A 15,911-nucleotide genomic window follows, 5' to 3' on the forward strand; every position below is an offset into this window, starting at 1 on the left:
GTCTGCGCCGCGGTCAGCGGCGCTGGCGCCAATAGGCGGCGCGCTCGGGGTCGTGGCGCTCGCTGTCCTGGTCGCCGTACAGCGCCAGCAAATGTTCGATGCTGCCGCGATGCCCGCCCTCGGCGGCGGCCAGCCACAGGCGTTCGGCTTCGTCGACGTCGCGCTCCACGCCGTCGCCGCGCACCAGCAGCGCCGCAAGATCGCTGCCGGCGATGTGCGCGCCGGCATAGCTGTCGTGTTCGGCGGCACGGCGCAGCCAGCGCGCGGCTTCGGCGCAGGCCGCGGCGCGGTCGGCGCCGGCGTGCGCGCCCAGGCGCAATGCGACCAGCCCGGCGCGATGCGCGCCGTCGCCGTCGCCGATCTCGGCGGCGCGCCGATAGTGGTCCAGCGCGCGCTCGTGGTCGATCGCGGTGCCGAGGCCGAACTCGTGCGCGTGACCGAGGTTGTACAGCGCATCCGGCTCGGCCTGAGCCGCGGCGCGCTCGAACAGGCGCAAGGCGCGTTCGGGGTCGGCGTCGCCGCCGATGCCGTTCTGCAGCAAATGACCGAGACGGATCTGCGCGCGCGCGTGATTCGGGGCGACCCGGTCGAGCAGGTGCTCGAGCCAGTCTCGGGCCAACGCCGGCGCCGGCGCGCCGCCGACGCCGTCGATCAGCATCGCCGCCAATTCGTCCATGGCATCGGCGCTGCCGTCGGCGGCGGCTGCGTCCGGCGACCAGCGCGCGTCGGCGGCGCCGAACAAGCGCGCGAGCAGGCCGGGGCGGCGTGCCGGCGGGTCGGCGGCGATGCCGGCCGCGCGCGCCATCCATCGCCGGGCCGCGACCGGATCGGCGGCCACGCCGTAGCCGTCGCGCAGTTCACGCGCCAAGCGCAACGCGGCGTCGCGGTCGCCGGCCGCATAGCGCTCGGCCAGCCACTCGACATGGCCGCGACGGCTGCCGTCGCGGCGCAGCCATTCGAAACCGTCGTCGTCGCTGCGCACCGCCTCGACGGCGTCGTCCGCGGACCAGGCGCGATACAGACGCTGTGCGATCTCCGACAGCTCGCTCCAGTCCAGCGGCCGCGCGACGCCGATCCAGGCGTAGCCGGAGTGCAGCGCGCTGCCGTCGGCACGCAGCACTTGCATGCGCTGGCGGCTGTAGCCCTCGTCTTCGTGCTCCGCGCCCGGCAGCTCGTCGGCGACGAGATAGCCGACCACGATGTCGGCGCCGTCGCGGTACAAGGCGGCCGCGAACACGCGATCGTGCGCGCAGGGCACGACTTCGCGGCCCAAGCGCAAGTCCCAGGCGCCGCGTCGTCCGCGGCCGTCGACTTCGCGCCGCAGCGCGATCAGGTGCGGGGGCGTGCGCCAGGCTTCGCCGCTCGCGTCCGCCGTTTCGCCCGGCCCGGTTTCGATCCAGGCCGCGAAGGCCGACAACTCGTCGTACACCGGCGGTATCAGTTCGCGGCCGTCGGCGTCGATCATGCCCAGGCCGCCGTCGCGACCGCCGGTGCGCACCACGTAGCGCAGCGCCTCGCGCTGCACCGGCGCGTCGGCGTCGTAGGTTTCGTGGTCGAGGTCGAGCGCGCGATAGGCCGCCGCGACGCACTCGCGTCCCGACCAGTCGAGCAGGCCGTAGCGGCCCTTGCGCCGCACCCGGATCGCCGTGCCCGCGGGCATGGCCTCGATCTCGTCCCATTCCGTCGCGACCCAGGCGCGGCCGTCGGCATGCAGCCAGCCGCATTGGCGGCCGCGCCGGGCCAGATAGGCGCGCGCGTCGCCGTTCCATTCCAACGCGTCGTACTGCGGTTCCAGCGCCGTCGCGCCGTCGCGGTCGATCAGGCCGAACCGGCCCTTGCGGCGCACCTCCACATAGCCCTCGCCGGTGAAGTCGCCGCCGGCGTCGTAGACCGGCGGCACGCACCAGTGTCCGGCGGTATCCAGATAGCCGACGCGCTCGCCGCTGCGAGCGCATGCCCGGCCGTGGCTGAAGCGGCCGATCGCCTGCGCCGGCGGCGACGCCGCCTCCGGCGCCAGCCGCCAGCCGCCGTCGTCCTGCAGCAGGCCGGCGCGTTCGCCGATCCGCACCGCGGCCAGGGCGCAGGGGGCGAGCGCCTGGAACTCGTCGACTTCGCTCAGCACCGGTTCCAGCAGCAGTCGCACGCGGCCGTCGGCATGGCGCTCCAGCAGGCCGTAACGGTCCTGGCGCGCGACCCAGTACAGTTCGCGCTGTTCATGGCCGGCGTCGAGGATGTCCTGCCATTGCGCGGGAATGAGCACTTCGCCGGGTTGCAGCCGGTCGTGCTCGTCGTGTTCGCCGCGCCGGCGCAGGCCGCGCAGACCGTCGGCCTCGAACAGGATGCGGTCGTGGCCCAGCGCGGCCTGGTCGGCGTAGTGGTCGTGTTCGAAAGCTTCGAACGCGATCCTGCGTGGCCGTTCGGGCTGGTCGAAGTAGGGATGGTCGAGGCCGCCGAAGCCGAACTGCCACAGCCACGAACTCCACTCGCCCGCATGCCACGCCGGGCCCTGGACTTCCAGCAGTTCGGCCACGCGCCCGGCGCGGTCGGCCGCGATCGCGTCCTGCAGTTCGCGCCAGAACGCGCCGCACTGCGCGGCCATGCGCTCGACGAAGCCGTCGATGTCGCCGTCGAGCCAGGACAGTTCGTCCAGATCGGCCGAGAACCACAGCGGCGCGTCGGGATCGGCGGCGCCGGCCCGGACCAGGGCCGCTTCTTCGTCCAGGTAGCGGCGGAACGCTTCGAACTGCAGCGCCAGTCCGGGGATGCGGTCCAGTTGAGGATGGCCGACGACGTAGCGTTCCAGCAGGGAGAAGCGATCGCGGGCGGCAGCCGCGTCGCCGATCAGATTGCCGGTGTCGGTGTCCAGGAACGGCAGCCGCTGCGCGACGTTGGCCGGCCCCTCGCGGCCGTCGGCGAGCAACAGCTGCCACAGCGGCGGGAAATGGTTCTTGGCCTCGGCGAACGGCCGGCCGCCGCCTTGTGCGGCCTCGGTTTCCGTGCACAGATACAGAAAGACCCGATTGCCCATGGACGCTCCCTGCTTGGCGGGGCGAGCAGGGTAAAGGATCGTCGCGCCGGCGGCGCGACCGCAATGGGCGAAGCGGCGAAGTGACGGACCGGTCGCAGCCGGCGGCGGCCGTGGTCGCGCATTGGCGGCGCCGGCTTCGGGCGCCGAGGACGCGGGAGCGGGAAGCGAATCCGGGCCGACCCGGTTGTTGCTCGTTCCTCGTTCCTGCGTCCTCGTTCCCGCAGCGCCGGTCCGCTACGGCATGGCCCGGTGCTGGTGTTGCTGCTGCGCCTGCGGGGTCTGCGATTGCTGCTGGTTCAGCGCATCGAGCTGGCGGAACGCGTCTTCGGTCGGCGGCGTCTGCTGCAACGACACGCCCACCCGCAGGTGCGAGGGGTTGGTCGGGTCGCCCTGGACCAGGAACGCGGTCTTGCCGATTTCCTTGGTGGTGGGGTCGACGCTGAGCACCAGGTGATCCGGGCTGGACAGGTGGTTGCGCTTGCTCTCCAGCGCCAGGCCGGCGGCCAGGCGTTCGGCGTCGCGTTCCGGCAGGCTGCCGCCGTGGCGCGCGTACTCGCCCTGCACCTTGTCGAGGATGCCGCGGAACAAGCGGTGATCCGGGTGTTCGGCGTGGCGCGGGTCGAGCTTGCCGTGCTCGTGCGCATGCGGGTCGCCCTGCAGCTCGTTGAGCGCGTCCAGCGGCGCGTTGCGGATGTTGACGTGGGTGTGGGTGGTCTTGGTGTGGTCGAAATGACCCAGCTTGGGCGGATTGCCGCTGGTGTCGTAGTAAGGCTGGCGACCGGCCGAATTGGCGCCCAGGTCGATGCCGTTCTGCTCCATCAGGCTTTCGTTGAGCTTGAGCTGGGTCATGTTGAGATGCACTTCCGGCTTGCCGCCCTTGGCGGTCTTGCCGTGCGCATGCTCGAGCTGGCTGATGAAGCTCATGTAGGACGCGCCGTAGTAGTTGGCGTAGTCCGAATTGCCGTTGTGACCCAGGCGCGCCTGCGCCGCCGGCATGTCGAAGTAGTACTTGCCCATCGACTTGACGTTGTCGTCGCTCATCTTCATCGACAGGTCCGCCTCGACGGTCAGCCCGGCCTTCAACGCGTAGTTGAAGTTCGGCGCGGTGCCGGTGCGGTCGATGAAATCGCCGGCGCGGCCGGGCGACTTGGCGTACACGTCGGCGAGGGTGGCCTTGGGATTGGTTTCGCGCACGTTGCCGACCAACGCGTTCCAACCGGCGATGTGGGCCTTGGCCTCGTTGTCGCGATCGGCCTGGATCACCTTGCCGACCGAGGCGGTGTAGTCGTGCTTGTCGGCGACGGTCTTGGACAGTGCGGTGGCTTCGGTGGCGAAGGTCTGGATCGCCTTGTCGCGATCGGTGCGGTAGAAGCCGTGCTGGACCTCGTGGCCGAGCACGAAGGTCATGTTGCCGGCGTCGTAGGTGCCGGCGGGCGCTTTCTCCAGGCCCTTGATCGGCAACAGCATGGCCTGTTCCTTGCCGTTGTAGGCGCCGCCCGCGTTGGGGTCGGTCAGCGGCTTGAACGACTTCAGGTGGCCGCCGGCGATGGCGTCGTCGAGCTGCTTGGACAGCGCGGGCGAGCCTTCGATGGTGGTTTTGAGATTGGCCGCGGCGTCGGCGCTGACGCCGGGCTGTTTGGCGAATTCGTCGAGCAGCTTCTGCAGCTCGGGACTGATCTTGGCGGGCATGACGGCCTCCTTGCCTTATTCGATGGTGAGCGTCTTGACGCAGTGGTGGCCGATCTTGGCCGGCGATTCGCTGGACTCGCCCTCGACGAAGATCTGCAGCGACAGACCGGTGCGGCTGAAATTCCAGTGGTCCAGGCGGCCGTGCTCGGCGTAGCTGGCATCGCCCTGGAAGCCCATGGTCTTGAGCTCGCGCGCGTAGTGGTCGAAATCCAGGCCGCAGACCGGAGTCATCGGCGCGTCCTGGCTGCCGGTGCGGGCGAAGTCGAAGATCAGCTTGTTCTTCTGTTCGCCGGCCGGGCGGGTGACGTAGAGGTTGTACGACCAGTCCGGGTTCAGCTGCGCGCCGGTGCCGAAGGAGCCGTCGCCGTTGGCGGCGAGCTGGACATCCAGGCCGGTGTGGCGGCGGACGTGATCGGCGTTGAGGTCGGCATTGGACGTCAGGCTGCCGATCAGCTTGAGCATGCGGCGGCTGATGTCTTCGCCGGTGACTTGGGTTGTGCCGCTGGCGGCGGTGCTCATGGGGTCCTCCTTGATGGACGTCGATGTCGGGGCATGCGCGCAGGCGGCGATGGCCAGGCCCAAGGCCAGGACGTGGGCCGCGCGCGCGATGCGGGGGAAGCGGGAGCGGGGCATGGCGTCTCCTCCGTGTAACGCGAATCGCTCCGCGGATTACAGCAGGTGCGACACCTGATGAACGCTGGACACGCGTGAGGCAGGACAGAGTTGCGACCGACGACACATTGCGGCCGCAGCGTCGGCGCAATCGCCGCGCAGTCGCCCTGTTCAGTTTTCCTGCGTGCGCATCGCCGCGGTACCCGATCTGTTTTACCGCCGGGTCGGGTGGCATCGATAACAGTCCCGCCGTTGCTGGCTTTCGAACCGGACGGCAGCAATGCCGGCGGCGCGTTTCAAATGAACTGGCAAGTTCTGTTTTGCAGTGCAGCGTGCAAAGCCGATAACGGTTCCTTCACGATCGCCCCGCATCCCGACGTGGGGGAGGGAGCAAGCCCGCAACCGGTTCTACCGGAAGCGGGCTTTTTATTTGCGCGGCCTTTTGTCGTCGCGGCCGGCGCGGCGTTGCCGGCATGCTGTGCGCACGGCGAGTCGACGGTTGCGCAGGCGCGACGGCGTCGCGGGACGCATGCGCATCGCGCAGCGGCGCCGTCGTACCTGCGACGGCGTTCGCGCCAAGGACGCGGCCGGGCCGTCTGCGGCAGCGCACGCGCGTTGCGGCCGCGGTCGCCGCGGGCCGCCTCGCAACGCGCATGGCGGCCACTGCCGGAGCCGCTGCAGCGGCATGCGATCATCGGCGCATGACCGCTTCTCCGCCGTCCGTTTCCATGTCCCTCGCCGCCGCCGACCCGCTGGCCGAACGCGCGCTGGCGCGCTTGCGCGCCGCATCCGCCGAGGCGCGCGCCGCGCTCGAGAATCCGCAGCTGGCCGCGCGGGTGGCGCGGGTCGCCGTCGTCAGCGACTTCGCCATCGACACCCTGGTGCGGCAGCCGGCCTTGTTGCTGGCGTTGGCCGCCGACGACGGCGCGGCCGAGCCGGCGCCGCCGGACCTGCCGCCCGACCACCGCAGCGACTGGGGCATGCGCCTGCGCCGCTATCGCGCCGCCGGATCGACCCGGCTGATCTGGCGCGACGCGCTGGGCCTGGACCGGGTCGAGGACACCCTGGCCGGCAGCACGGCCCTGGCCGAGCGCTGCCTGGACGCCGCCCTGCGCGCACTGGAGGACGAATTCGCCCGCCAGCGCGGCACGGTCCGCACTCGCGACGGCGAAGCGGTGCGTTTGGTGGTGTTCGGCCTCGGCAAGCTCGGCGGCGGCGAACTCAATTTCAGTTCCGACGTCGATCTGGTCTACGCCTACGAGCACGACGGCAGCACCGAGTTCGACGGTCGCGACCCGGCGCGCGCGCTCGACGCCGAGGCCTATTTCGCCCGCCTGGGTCAGCAACTGGCGCGGCTGCTCGACGAGATCACCGGCGACGGCTTCTGTCATCGCGTCGACCTGCGCCTGCGCCCCTACGGCAATGCCGGCCGGGTGGCTTGGTCGTTCACCGCCATGGAGCAGTACTTCCAGCGCGAAGGCCGCGACTGGGAACGCTACGCCTGGCAGAAGGCGCGGCCGGTGGCCGGCGACATCGAGGCGGGCGAGCGCTTCCTGGCCGCGCTGCGCCCGTTCGTGTACCGGCGCTACCTGGACTTCGGCGCGCTCGACGGCCTGCGCACGATGAAGGCGGCGATCAGCGCCGAAGTGGCGCGCAAGGAACTGGCCGACGACATCAAGCGCGGGCCGGGCGGCATCCGCGAGATCGAATTCCTGGTCCAGGCGCTGCAATTGATCCGCGGCGGCCGCGAACCGGAACTGCGCGGGCGCCGTCTGCAGCCGGCGCTGCGCGAGCTGGTCGCGCAACGCCAGATCGGCGAGGCGGCCGGCGCCGACCTGGCCGAGGCCTACCGCTTCCTGCGCCGCCTGGAGAATCGCCTGCAGATGCTGCGCGACGCGCAGACCCACGCCTTGCCCGCGACCGGCGAAGACCGCGCGCGCATCGCCGCCGGTCTGGACTATCCGGACTGGGAGGCGTTGTTGGCCGAGCTCGCCCATCACCGCGAACGCGTCACCGCCGAATTCGACGCGCTGCTCGCGCCGCGCCGTCGCCGCGCCGCGCCCGATGCGTTGACCGCGTACTGGCGTGCGCTGCCGGAGGCCGGCGAGGCGGCGGTGCTCGACGAGGCAGGTTTCGAACCCGCCGCCGACGCCGATGCGGCGCTGCGCGATTTCGCCCGCAGCCCCGGCGTGCGCGGCCTGTCGGACGCGGCGCGGGTGCGCCTGGACCGGGTGCTGCCGGCGCTGCTGCACGGCGCGGCGGGTTCCAGCCAACCGATGCTCGCGTTGAAGCGCTTGCTCGCGCTGCTGCACAACGTCCTGCGCCGCAGCGCTTATCTGGCGCTGCTCGACGAACAACCGGCGGCGCTGACCCGGCTGGTCGAAGTGGTCTCGCGCAGCGCCTTGCTGGCCGAACGCCTGGCCTCGCATCCTCTGCTGCTCGACGAACTGCTCGATGCGCGCGTGGTCGGGCCCCTGCCGGGGCGCGAGGAGTTGCTGTCGGCCTGCGCCGAAGTCGACGGCGGCGACGACGCCGAGGCGACCTTGCAGGCGCTCAACGAAGTGCGGCAATCGCTGAGCTTCCGCATCGCCATGGCCCTGCGCGACGGCCGCCAGTCGGCCGAGGACAGCGCGCGCCAGCTGGCGTGGCTGGCCGACGGCGTGGTGATGCGCATCCTCGCCCTGGCGGAGGGCGAAATAGCCGCGGCGCACGGGCGCATTGCCGGCGGCCGCTTCGCCGTGCTCGGCTACGGCAGCCTGGGCGGCGAGGAACTCGGCTTCGGTTCCGACCTGGACCTGGTGTTCCTGTACGACGCGCCGCCGGTCGAAGGCGGCGCCTGGTCGGACGGCGCGCGCGCGCTGGACGCGCCGCGCTGGTTCGCGCGGCTGGCGCAGAAGATCGTCGCCCTGCTCGGTGCGGTGACCGCGGCCGGTCGCCTGTTCGACGTCGACGTGCGGCTGCGCCCGGACGGCGCCAAGGGCCTGCTGGTGTCGTCGCTGGCGAGCTTTTCCGAGTATCAGTTCGAACGCGCCTGGACCTGGGAGCATCAGGCCCTGGTGCGGGCGCGCTTCGTCGCCGGCGACGCCGGCCTGGGCGAGCGCTTCGAGGCGGTGCGCGCGCAAGCACTGGCGCGCCCGCGCGATCCGGCCAAGCTGCGCGAGGAGGTCGCGGCGATGCGCGCGCGCATGCGCGCCGAGCTCGACCGCAGCGACGCCGCGCATTTCGACCTCAAGCAGGGCGAGGGCGGCCTGGTCGATCTGGAGTTCCTGCTCCAGTACCGGGTGCTGGGCGATAGCGCGCGCGCGCCGGCCTTGCTGCGGCCGCGCGACACGCCCGGGCTGATCGCGGCCGCGTGCCGCGCCGACGGGCTGCCGCCCGCGCAGGCGCAGGCCCTGGCGGCGGCGCATGCGGTGCTGCTCGCGGCGGGACTGGAATGCACCCTCGACCGGCGCCCGCGCCGGGTCGCGCAGACCGAGGCGATCCGCGCCGCGCGCGCGGCGATCGATGCGGCCATGCGCGAGCAGGGGCTGCGCGCCGCAGCGCCGTAGCGGCGCCGGCGCCAGGCCGGCGCGGCCGAGAGCGCGTCGCCGCGCGCCGCGCTCAGTCCGGCAGTTGCAGCCGGCGCCGCACTTCGGCCGCGACCCGCGCGGTCTCGCGCAGCGGCGTCACCGGCCAGCTGCGCAGCGAGGCGTCGAACGGCCGCACTCGACCCAGGCCGAGCAGGCTGTCGACGAAACGGCGCGGCCGGCCGTCGATGCGGTCGACGCCGTAAGCGAATACCGGCGCATGCGTGGCCGCGGCTTCCGACAGCATGTTGACCGAGTCGGCGGTGCAGACGATGCGGTCGGCCCAGCCGAGCAGGCCCGGATAAGGGTTGGCGCCTTCGCCGGGTTCGTACCAGGACACCCGCGGCAGCCGCGCCAGGCGTTCGCGCAGGCGTGCGCGCACCGGCGCCGGGGTGCGCCGCGAGGTGGTCGCCAGCAGACTGCCGCCCTCGCGTTCGAGCACCGCCTGCAACTGCCCGGCGAGGTCGTCGAAGGCGTCCTGGTCGAAATCGGCGTGGGCGCTGGAGCCGCCGAGCAGCAGCGCGGTGCGCGGCCCGGGCAGGGCGCCGAAGGCGGGGAAGGTCTTGCGCGCGCCGGCCAGCCACAGGTCGTCGACCGGGTTCAGGCTGCCCAGCAGGGTTACCACGTTGGCCCCGCGCAGACCGTCGTGTTCGGGCGCGACCACCAGATCCCAGAACTGCGGGTCCAGTCGCGGATCGAGAATCTGCACCGCGGCGCAGTGAGCGCTGCGCAGCAGCCGGGTCGCCAGCGCGGCTTGGCGGCCGCAGCCGATCGCCAGGCGCGGCGGGGCCGCCAGCGCCTGGGCGAAGGCCGGGCCGAAGGCCTGTTGCGCGCCGGGCAGGCGCCGCGGCGCCAGCCAGCGCCAGGGCACGCGCGGGCTCAGGGTCCAGTCGGCTGCGGCGCGGCCCAGGGCCAGGGCCAGGGCGTTGGCCTGGCGCTGATTGCCGGCGCGGCCGTCGGTCAGGACCCAAGTTGCAGCAGTGGAGCTAGTTTTCGCAGGAAAGCCGTTTTGTTGCACGGTTGCAGTTAATCCGTTCCGAAGGTGTCGGTTCTGCGGTCGGATCGAGACTCTACACTTCCCCTCCCGATCACATGCCGAGCCTGGCAGCCTCACGGAGAAAACGATGTCCCGGATCTTGACCGACGACGCGCTCGATCAGCTGTTCCGCACCGCCCGTACCCATAACGAGCTCGGCGGCGAGGTCAGCGATGAGACCCTGCGCCAGCTCTACGACCTGGTGAAGTGGGCGCCGACCAGCGCCAACGGGTCGCCGGCGCGGTTCGTGTTCGTCAAGTCGGCGCAGGCCAAGGAGAAGCTGCGCCCGGCCCTGTCCGAGGGCAACCTGGCCAAGACCCTGGCCGCGCCGGTCACGGTCATCGTCGGCCACGACCTGGAGTTCTACGAAAAGCTGCCCTACCTGTTCCCGCATGCCGACGCGCGCAGCTGGTTCGCCGGCAACGACGAGTCGATCCGCACCACCGCGTTCCGCAACGGCAGCCTGCAGGGCGCCTACCTGATCCTGGCCGCGCGCGCGCTGGGCCTGGACACCGGCCCGATGTCGGGTTTCGACAATGCCAAGGTCGACGAGGCCTTCTTCGCCGGCACCCAGATCAAGTCCAACTTCCTGATCAACCTCGGCGTCGGCCAACCGGAGAAGCTGTTCCCGCGTTCGCCGCGCCTGCCCTTCGACGAAGCCGCGCGCATCGACTGAGGCCGTTCCGCCGCTGTTTTTCCCGCCGTTCCCCCGCCGTTCCTTCCTGTCCGCCGTTTCGAGGAGACCACCCATGAAGCGCATCCTGCTCGCCGCCGTCCTTGGCTTCGCTTTCGCCGGCGCCGCCGTCGCCGCCCCGCTGACCTACAAGATCGACCCCAACCACACCGACGTCGTCGCCGGCTGGAGCCATTTCGGCTTCTCCCACCCGGTCGCCCATTTCGGCAAGGTCGACGGCAGCATCACCTACGATCCGGCCAAGCCGGCCGCGTCCTCGGTGCAGGTGACCATCCCGCTGGACGGCCTGAACTCGCACGTGCCGGACTTCGACGAGCACCTCAAGAGCGCCGACTTCTTCGATGCCGAGAAGTACCCGACCATCACCTTCAAGAGCACCAAGGTCGAGGCCGCGGGCGAGAAGAAGCTCAAGGTCACCGGCGAGCTGACCGTGCACGGCGTGACCAAGCCGGCGGTGCTGGACGTGACCATCAACAAGATCGGCGAGCAGCCGATGGCCAAGCGCGCCGCGGCCGGCTTCGACGCCACCACCACCCTCAAGCGCAGCGACTTCGGCCTCGGCAAGTACGCGCCGAACGTCAGCGACGAAGTCAGCATCCGCATCACCACCGAAGCGCTGGTGCCGAAGCAGTAATAAACTGCGCGGCATGATCATCGAACGTCCATCCGCCGCCCGCGGTCTGCTGCAGGCGGACCAGTGCGAGAGCCGCCACGCGTTTTCCTTCGGCGGTTACTACGACCCGGCCTGGATGGGCTTCGGTGCGTTGCGAGTGGTGCACGAAGCCCGCGTCGGTCCCGACGCGGGCTTCGAACCGCACCGCTACGCCAACATGGACATTCTCAGCCTCGTGCTGAGCGGCGCGCTGGCCCACCCGGAACTGGACGGCGGCGGCGCGGTGCAGGCCGGGCAATGGCAGTGGATCGGCGCCGGCCACGGCCTGGCCCACGGCGCGCGTAATGCTTCGGCCGAACAGCCGCTGCACTTTCTGCAGTTCTGGATCCAGCCCGACCGGCTCAATGCGCGCCCGGCCTGCGTCCGCGCGACGCCGGCCGCGGCCGGCGAGGGCGAATGGAGTCTGCTGGCTTCGCGCGACGGCGCCGACGGCGGCCTGCCGGTGCGCCAGGACCTGCGCCTGTACTCGCTGCGTCTGGGCCGCGACGGCCGTGCCGACTGCCCGCTCGCCCCCGGCCGCAGCTATTGGCTGCAGGTGGTGCGCGGCCAGGTCGAGGCCAACGGGCGCCGGCTCGAGGCCGGCGACGCCCTCGGCCTGCACGGCGAATCCGGCGCGCTGGCTCTGGCCGGGCGCGGCGAAACGGCGGCCGAACTGCTCTGGTTCGACCTGCCGCCGCTGGCCTGAGCGGTCCGGGCCGGCCGCGTGCAGCGGCGCGGGGCCGCACGCTGGTAAACTGCCCACCCCGCGTCGCCACCCGTCGTTTCCCATGACCACCGCAGCCAACGCCCATCCCACCCAGGCCAACGCCGACCAGCGTTACACCGTCACCCGGGCGGACCTGCCGCTGAGCTGCCCGCTGCCGTCGATGGCGCTGTGGAACTCGCATCCGCGCGTGTACCTGCCGATCGAGGCCGAGCGCGAATGCCAGTGCCCGTACTGCGGCGCGCATTTCACCCTGGTCGACGACTGATCGTCCGCGCATGACATCGCCGGAGCCGCGCCGGCTGACGGTGATGCAACTGCTGCCGGCGCTGGAATCCGGCGGCGTCGAACGTTCCACCCTGGAAATCGCCGACGCGCTGGTGCGCGCCGGCCATCGCGCGATCGTGGTTTCCGCCGGCGGCCGGCTGGTGCCGAAGCTGCTGGCGCTCGGCGGCGAACACGTCGAGCTGGCGATCGGGCGCAAGTCGCCGGCGACCTTGCGCCATGCCTTCGCGCTGCGCCGGTTGTGGGCCGCGCAGAACGTCGACCTGGTGCACGCGCGCTCGCGCCTGCCGGCCTGGGTCGGCCTGCTGGCCTGGCGCGGCCTGGCCGAAGACGCGCGGCCGCGTTTCGTCACCACCGTGCACGGGCTCAATTCGCCTTCGCGCTACAGCGCGGTGATGACCCGCGGCGAGCGGGTGATCTGCGTGTCCGGCACCGTGCGCGAATATGTGCTGCAGCACTATCCCGACACCGACCCGGCGCGATTGCGGACGATCCCGCGCGGCATCGAGCCGGCCGCGTTTCCGCGCGCGCCCTGGCCCGACCCGGACGCACGCGCCTGGGCCGCGGCGATCCATCCGGCACTCGGCGGCGACGGCCCCTTGCTGTTGCTGCCCGGCCGCGGCACGCGCCTGAAAGGCCACGCCGATGCGCTGGCTTTGCTGGCCGCGCTGCGCGGCGACGGCCGCGACGCGCGGCTGTGGCTGCCGGGCGCGCGCGAGTCCGGCCGCGAGGCCTACATCGCCGAACTCGAGCAGCAGGCGCAGGCGCTGGGCATCGCCGAGGCGGTGGCGTTCACCGCCCCGACCGACGCGATCGCGCGCGCCTATGCGGCCAGCGATCTGGTGCTGCAACTGTCGCGCAAGCCCGAGGCCTTCGGCCGCACTGTGATCGAGGCCTGGTCCTGCGGCCGCGCGGTGCTGGGCTGGAACCACGGCGGCGTCGGGGAATTGCTGGCGCGTTCGCAAGCCGGCGGCGCGGTCGCGCCGTTCGATGCCGACGCCCTGCATCGGTCCGCTTGCGAATTGCTAACGCAGCCGCCGCCGGCTGTGGATACGATGGCGTTTTCCTTGCGGGCGATGCAGGAGGCCACGCTTGCCGTCTATGCCGAACTCGTCGATGGCGCCGACCGCGGCTGAACCCGGCGCGCCCGCGCCGCGCCATGCGATCGTCGGCTGGCGCTGGGCGCCGGCCTGGATCCTGGCTTATGTCGCGCTGTTGTTCGCGCCCGGCTATGCCGAGGGCGTGCTGACCCTCGGCGCGCTGACCGCGCTGGTCAAGCTGGCGCTGGCGCGGTTCAACACCGGCGCGCGGCTGCTCAGCGACCCGGCCTGGGCCCTGACCAGCGTGCTGTTCGCCGCGTATTGGCTGCCCGAGCTGGTCTCGGCGATCGATGCGGTCGATCCCGGCCGCGCCCTGCGCGAAGCCGCGGTCGATCTGCGCTATCTGCCGTTCCTGTGGCTGGTCGCCGCGGCCGTGGCCTCGCCGCGGGGGCGCCGCACCACCTTCGGCGGCTTGGCGATCATCCTGTCGGTCTGGACCGTCGACGCGCTGATCCAGTGGGTGGCCGGCACCAGCCCGCTGTTCTTCGGCATCGACGCGCTCAAGCAGGCGATCAGCGGGCACGGCATGTGCAGCGCCGCCGAGACCGCCGCCGCGGACCGTCTCAGCGGCGTGCTCGGTCCGTGCAACCTCAAGCTCGGCCAGGTCATCGCCAGCTTCTCGCCGTTCGTGCTCTACGCCGCCGGGCGTCGCTTCGGCAGCGCCGGCTGGCTGCTGGCCGCAGCTGCGGTCGGGGTGGTCGTGGTCCTGGCCGGCTCGCGCGCTTCGTGGATCACCTACGGCCTGGTGCTGCTGCTGTCGGGCTGGCGCCTGCTCGGCTGGAAGCGCCTGCTCGGCGTGTTCGCGATCGGCGTGCTGACGATCGGCGTGCTCGACCGGGTCTCGCCGCAGGTGCACGAGCGCTTGGCGCGCACCGCGCACGTGGTCAGCGCCGACGTCGAAGGCGTCGACAACGCCTTGTCCGGGCGCACGCGGATCTGGCGCGCTGCGTGGTGCATGGTCGGCGAGCATCCGGTCAACGGCGTCGGCGCGCGCGGTTTCCGCGAAGCCTTCCCGGCCTGCGACCCGCAGCCCGGTCGCCTGACCTCCTGGGGCGAAGGCCCGGCCCTGCACGCCCATCAGCTGCTGCTGGAAGTACTCAGCGAAACCGGCGCCTTCGGCCTGCTGATGTGGCTGGCCGGCGCCGCCCTGGCCTGGCGCGCCTGGGCCTTCGCCGACGCGCAGGCGCGCGAGGCGGCGCGCCCGGCCATGCTGGCCTTGCTGGTGACGGTGTTCCCGCTCAACACCCACCTGGCGTTCTATTCGACCTTCTGGGGCGGGCTGACGCTGTTGTTGGCGGCGTTGTATGCGGGAAGCCTGTTGGCTCAGCCCAGGAGCGAGTAGCGGCGAGTCGGCGATAGCAGACAGCGAACAGCGGCGGCACGCGCGGCTTTCGCCGGTTCCGGCCCCGAACCGGTTACTTCTGTTTCTTGTAGGGAGAGATCTCGCCTGCCGGCCGGCGCTTGAAGCGGCGGTGGATCCACAAGTATTGGCTAGGCGCCTGCCGCACCATGGCCTCGATCTGGGCGTTGACCCGGGCGCTGTCGGCGGTGGCGTCGGCGGAAGGAAACTCCTCCAGCGGCGCGCCGAGGCGCAGCACGTAGTCGGCGCCTTCGCGGCGGTGGAAGAACGGCACCACCGCGCAGCCGCTGAGGCGGGCGAACTGGTGGGTGGCGGTGATGGTGGCGGCCTGCACGCCGAAGAACGGCGCGAACACCGTGTCCTTGCCGCGCATGTCCTGGTCGGGCGCGTACCACAGGAAGCCGCCCTGCTTGAGGTGGCGCATCGCCGGGCGGATTTCCTCGTTGGTGAACATCGCGCTGGCGTAGCGCAGGCGGCCGCGCTTGACCGCCCACTCCATGACCGGGTTGCGATGGCGGCGGTACATGCCGGCCAGCGGCAAGTGTTCGCACATCAGCCGGCCGCACATTTCCAGGGTCATGAAATGGCCCGATACCATCAGCACGCCGCGCCCGGCGGCGCGGACTTCGTCGAGCCGCTCCAGGCCCTCGATCCGCACCGTGCGCCGCATCGGCGCGACCGAGCCCCACCAGGCGCGGGCGAATTCGAAGAAGCCGATGCCGAGGTCGCGGAAGCTTTCGCGCAGCAGCGCGGCGCGTTCGGCCTCGCTCTTTTCCGGGAAGCACAGCGCCAGATTGATCTGAGCCGCGCGTCGGCGGGTGCCCGCCGCGCGCAGGGCGAACGCACCGATCCAGCCGCCGAGCAGGCGTTGCAGGCCCCACGGCAGGCGCGCGCCCAGGCACATGCCGGCCAGGGCCAGCCACATCGGCCACAGGCGCGGCGAAAGCAGGGACGGACGCGGGGGCAGGGCGGTATCGGCCATGGCGATAGTTTATGCGGTGCGGGCGTGAATGCCGGTGCGCCGAGGGCTCGCGTTGCGCGGCGGGTGCCCGCCGGCGCGCGCATCGCTCCGCGAGCGCGTCCGTCCTGGCGGGCCGGCGATGCGGGCGGGACGGTGCGCGAAATCGGCGTCCGCAGCGGCCTGCACGACCGAATCACCTCGCCA

The 15,911-nt window shown here is 71.7% G+C and carries 12 protein-coding genes; 7 read left to right on the forward strand and 5 right to left on the reverse strand.

Annotated features, from left to right (window positions below):
- Window positions 1–13: 13 nt before the first annotated feature.
- The 3 genes from TX83_RS06715 to TX83_RS06725 all read right to left on the reverse strand — a co-directional run bounded on the left by TX83_RS06715 (window position 14) and on the right by TX83_RS06725 (window position 5,236).
- Entirely contained in the window at window positions 14–3,028 is a 3,015-nt protein-coding gene (locus TX83_RS06715; RefSeq protein WP_064747167.1) for an SEL1-like repeat protein, read from the reverse strand.
- A 234-nt stretch (window positions 3,029–3,262) separates the two neighbouring features.
- On the reverse strand, window positions 3,263–4,717 hold the full coding sequence (locus tag TX83_RS06720) for an XVIPCD domain-containing protein (protein ID WP_064747168.1): 1,455 nt from the start codon (window positions 4,715–4,717) through the stop codon (window positions 3,263–3,265).
- A 15-nt stretch (window positions 4,718–4,732) separates the two neighbouring features.
- Window positions 4,733–5,236: a hypothetical protein gene (locus tag TX83_RS06725; protein WP_141233400.1), complete on the reverse strand. Its 504-nt coding sequence runs from the start codon at window positions 5,234–5,236 to the stop codon at window positions 4,733–4,735.
- 794 nt (window positions 5,237–6,030) lie between these two features.
- On the opposite strand from TX83_RS06725, the gene glnE reads away from it, so the two are divergent.
- Window positions 6,031–8,877, forward strand: coding sequence for a bifunctional [glutamate--ammonia ligase]-adenylyl-L-tyrosine phosphorylase/[glutamate--ammonia-ligase] adenylyltransferase (gene glnE, locus TX83_RS06730; protein ID WP_064747170.1), 2,847 nt, complete (start codon window positions 6,031–6,033; stop codon window positions 8,875–8,877).
- A gap of 52 nt (window positions 8,878–8,929) precedes the next feature.
- On the opposite strand, the gene TX83_RS06735 is transcribed toward glnE, so the two are convergent.
- Window positions 8,930–9,913 (reverse strand): mitochondrial fission ELM1 family protein, encoded by a 984-nt coding sequence (locus TX83_RS06735; protein WP_064747171.1) that lies wholly within the window; start codon window positions 9,911–9,913, stop codon window positions 8,930–8,932.
- Between the two features lie 106 nt (window positions 9,914–10,019).
- Here TX83_RS06735 and TX83_RS06740 point away from each other — a divergent pair, with 106 nt between their 5' ends.
- The 6 genes from TX83_RS06740 (at window position 10,020) to TX83_RS06765 (ending at window position 14,728) form a co-directional block, all read left to right on the forward strand.
- A complete protein-coding gene (locus TX83_RS06740) occupies window positions 10,020–10,607 on the forward strand; it encodes a malonic semialdehyde reductase (RefSeq protein ID WP_064747172.1) in 588 nt (195 codons plus the stop codon).
- A 73-nt stretch (window positions 10,608–10,680) separates the two neighbouring features.
- Complete coding sequence (locus TX83_RS06745; protein WP_064747173.1) at window positions 10,681–11,259, forward strand: YceI family protein; 579 nt, start codon at window positions 10,681–10,683, stop codon at window positions 11,257–11,259.
- A gap of 13 nt (window positions 11,260–11,272) precedes the next feature.
- Window positions 11,273–11,983 carry a pirin family protein gene (locus TX83_RS06750; protein WP_064747174.1) on the forward strand — a complete coding sequence of 237 codons (711 nt, stop codon included), beginning with the start codon at window positions 11,273–11,275 and terminating at the stop codon, window positions 11,981–11,983.
- An 82-nt stretch (window positions 11,984–12,065) separates the two neighbouring features.
- Complete coding sequence (locus TX83_RS06755) at window positions 12,066–12,269, forward strand: zinc-finger domain-containing protein (protein WP_064747175.1); 204 nt, start codon at window positions 12,066–12,068, stop codon at window positions 12,267–12,269.
- Between the two features lie 10 nt (window positions 12,270–12,279).
- Window positions 12,280–13,422: a glycosyltransferase gene (locus TX83_RS06760; RefSeq protein WP_064747176.1), complete on the forward strand. Its 1,143-nt coding sequence runs from the start codon at window positions 12,280–12,282 to the stop codon at window positions 13,420–13,422.
- Window positions 13,403–14,728, forward strand: a complete 1,326-nt coding sequence (locus TX83_RS06765) for an O-antigen ligase family protein (protein WP_064747198.1) — start codon at window positions 13,403–13,405, stop codon at window positions 14,726–14,728. Before TX83_RS06760 ends, TX83_RS06765 begins: the two co-directional genes overlap by 20 nt.
- Before the next feature lie 73 nt (window positions 14,729–14,801).
- Here the strand turns inward: TX83_RS06765 and lpxL are convergent, their stop codons facing one another.
- On the reverse strand, window positions 14,802–15,728 hold the full coding sequence (lpxL, locus tag TX83_RS06770) for an LpxL/LpxP family Kdo(2)-lipid IV(A) lauroyl/palmitoleoyl acyltransferase (RefSeq protein ID WP_064747177.1): 927 nt from the start codon (window positions 15,726–15,728) through the stop codon (window positions 14,802–14,804).
- Window positions 15,729–15,911: the final 183 nt, after the last annotated feature.

The sequence above is a fragment of the Lysobacter antibioticus HS124 genome (assembly GCF_000336385.2).
Taxonomy (GTDB): domain Bacteria; phylum Pseudomonadota; class Gammaproteobacteria; order Xanthomonadales; family Xanthomonadaceae; genus Lysobacter; species Lysobacter firmicutimachus.

Excerpts from the sequence above, each read along its gene's own strand:
- TX83_RS06720 (WP_064747168.1), bottom strand. The coding sequence starts at position 4,717 with ATGCCCGCCAAGATCAGTCCCGAGCTGCAGAAGCTGCTCGACGAATTC.
- TX83_RS06725 (WP_141233400.1), bottom strand. The coding sequence starts at position 5,236 with ATGAGCACCGCCGCCAGCGGCACAACCCAAGTCACCGGCGAAGACATC.
- TX83_RS06745 (WP_064747173.1), top strand. The coding sequence starts at position 10,681 with ATGAAGCGCATCCTGCTCGCCGCCGTCCTTGGCTTCGCTTTCGCCGGC.
- TX83_RS06740 (WP_064747172.1), top strand. The coding sequence starts at position 10,020 with ATGTCCCGGATCTTGACCGACGACGCGCTCGATCAGCTGTTCCGCACC.
- lpxL (WP_064747177.1), bottom strand. The coding sequence starts at position 15,728 with ATGGCCGATACCGCCCTGCCCCCGCGTCCGTCCCTGCTTTCGCCGCGC.
- glnE (WP_064747170.1), top strand. The coding sequence starts at position 6,031 with ATGACCGCTTCTCCGCCGTCCGTTTCCATGTCCCTCGCCGCCGCCGAC.
- TX83_RS06715 (WP_064747167.1), bottom strand. The coding sequence starts at position 3,028 with ATGGGCAATCGGGTCTTTCTGTATCTGTGCACGGAAACCGAGGCCGCA.
- TX83_RS06760 (WP_064747176.1), top strand. The coding sequence starts at position 12,280 with ATGACATCGCCGGAGCCGCGCCGGCTGACGGTGATGCAACTGCTGCCG.
- TX83_RS06750 (WP_064747174.1), top strand. The coding sequence starts at position 11,273 with ATGATCATCGAACGTCCATCCGCCGCCCGCGGTCTGCTGCAGGCGGAC.
- TX83_RS06765 (WP_064747198.1), top strand. The coding sequence starts at position 13,403 with ATGGCGCCGACCGCGGCTGAACCCGGCGCGCCCGCGCCGCGCCATGCG.
- TX83_RS06755 (WP_064747175.1), top strand. The coding sequence starts at position 12,066 with ATGACCACCGCAGCCAACGCCCATCCCACCCAGGCCAACGCCGACCAG.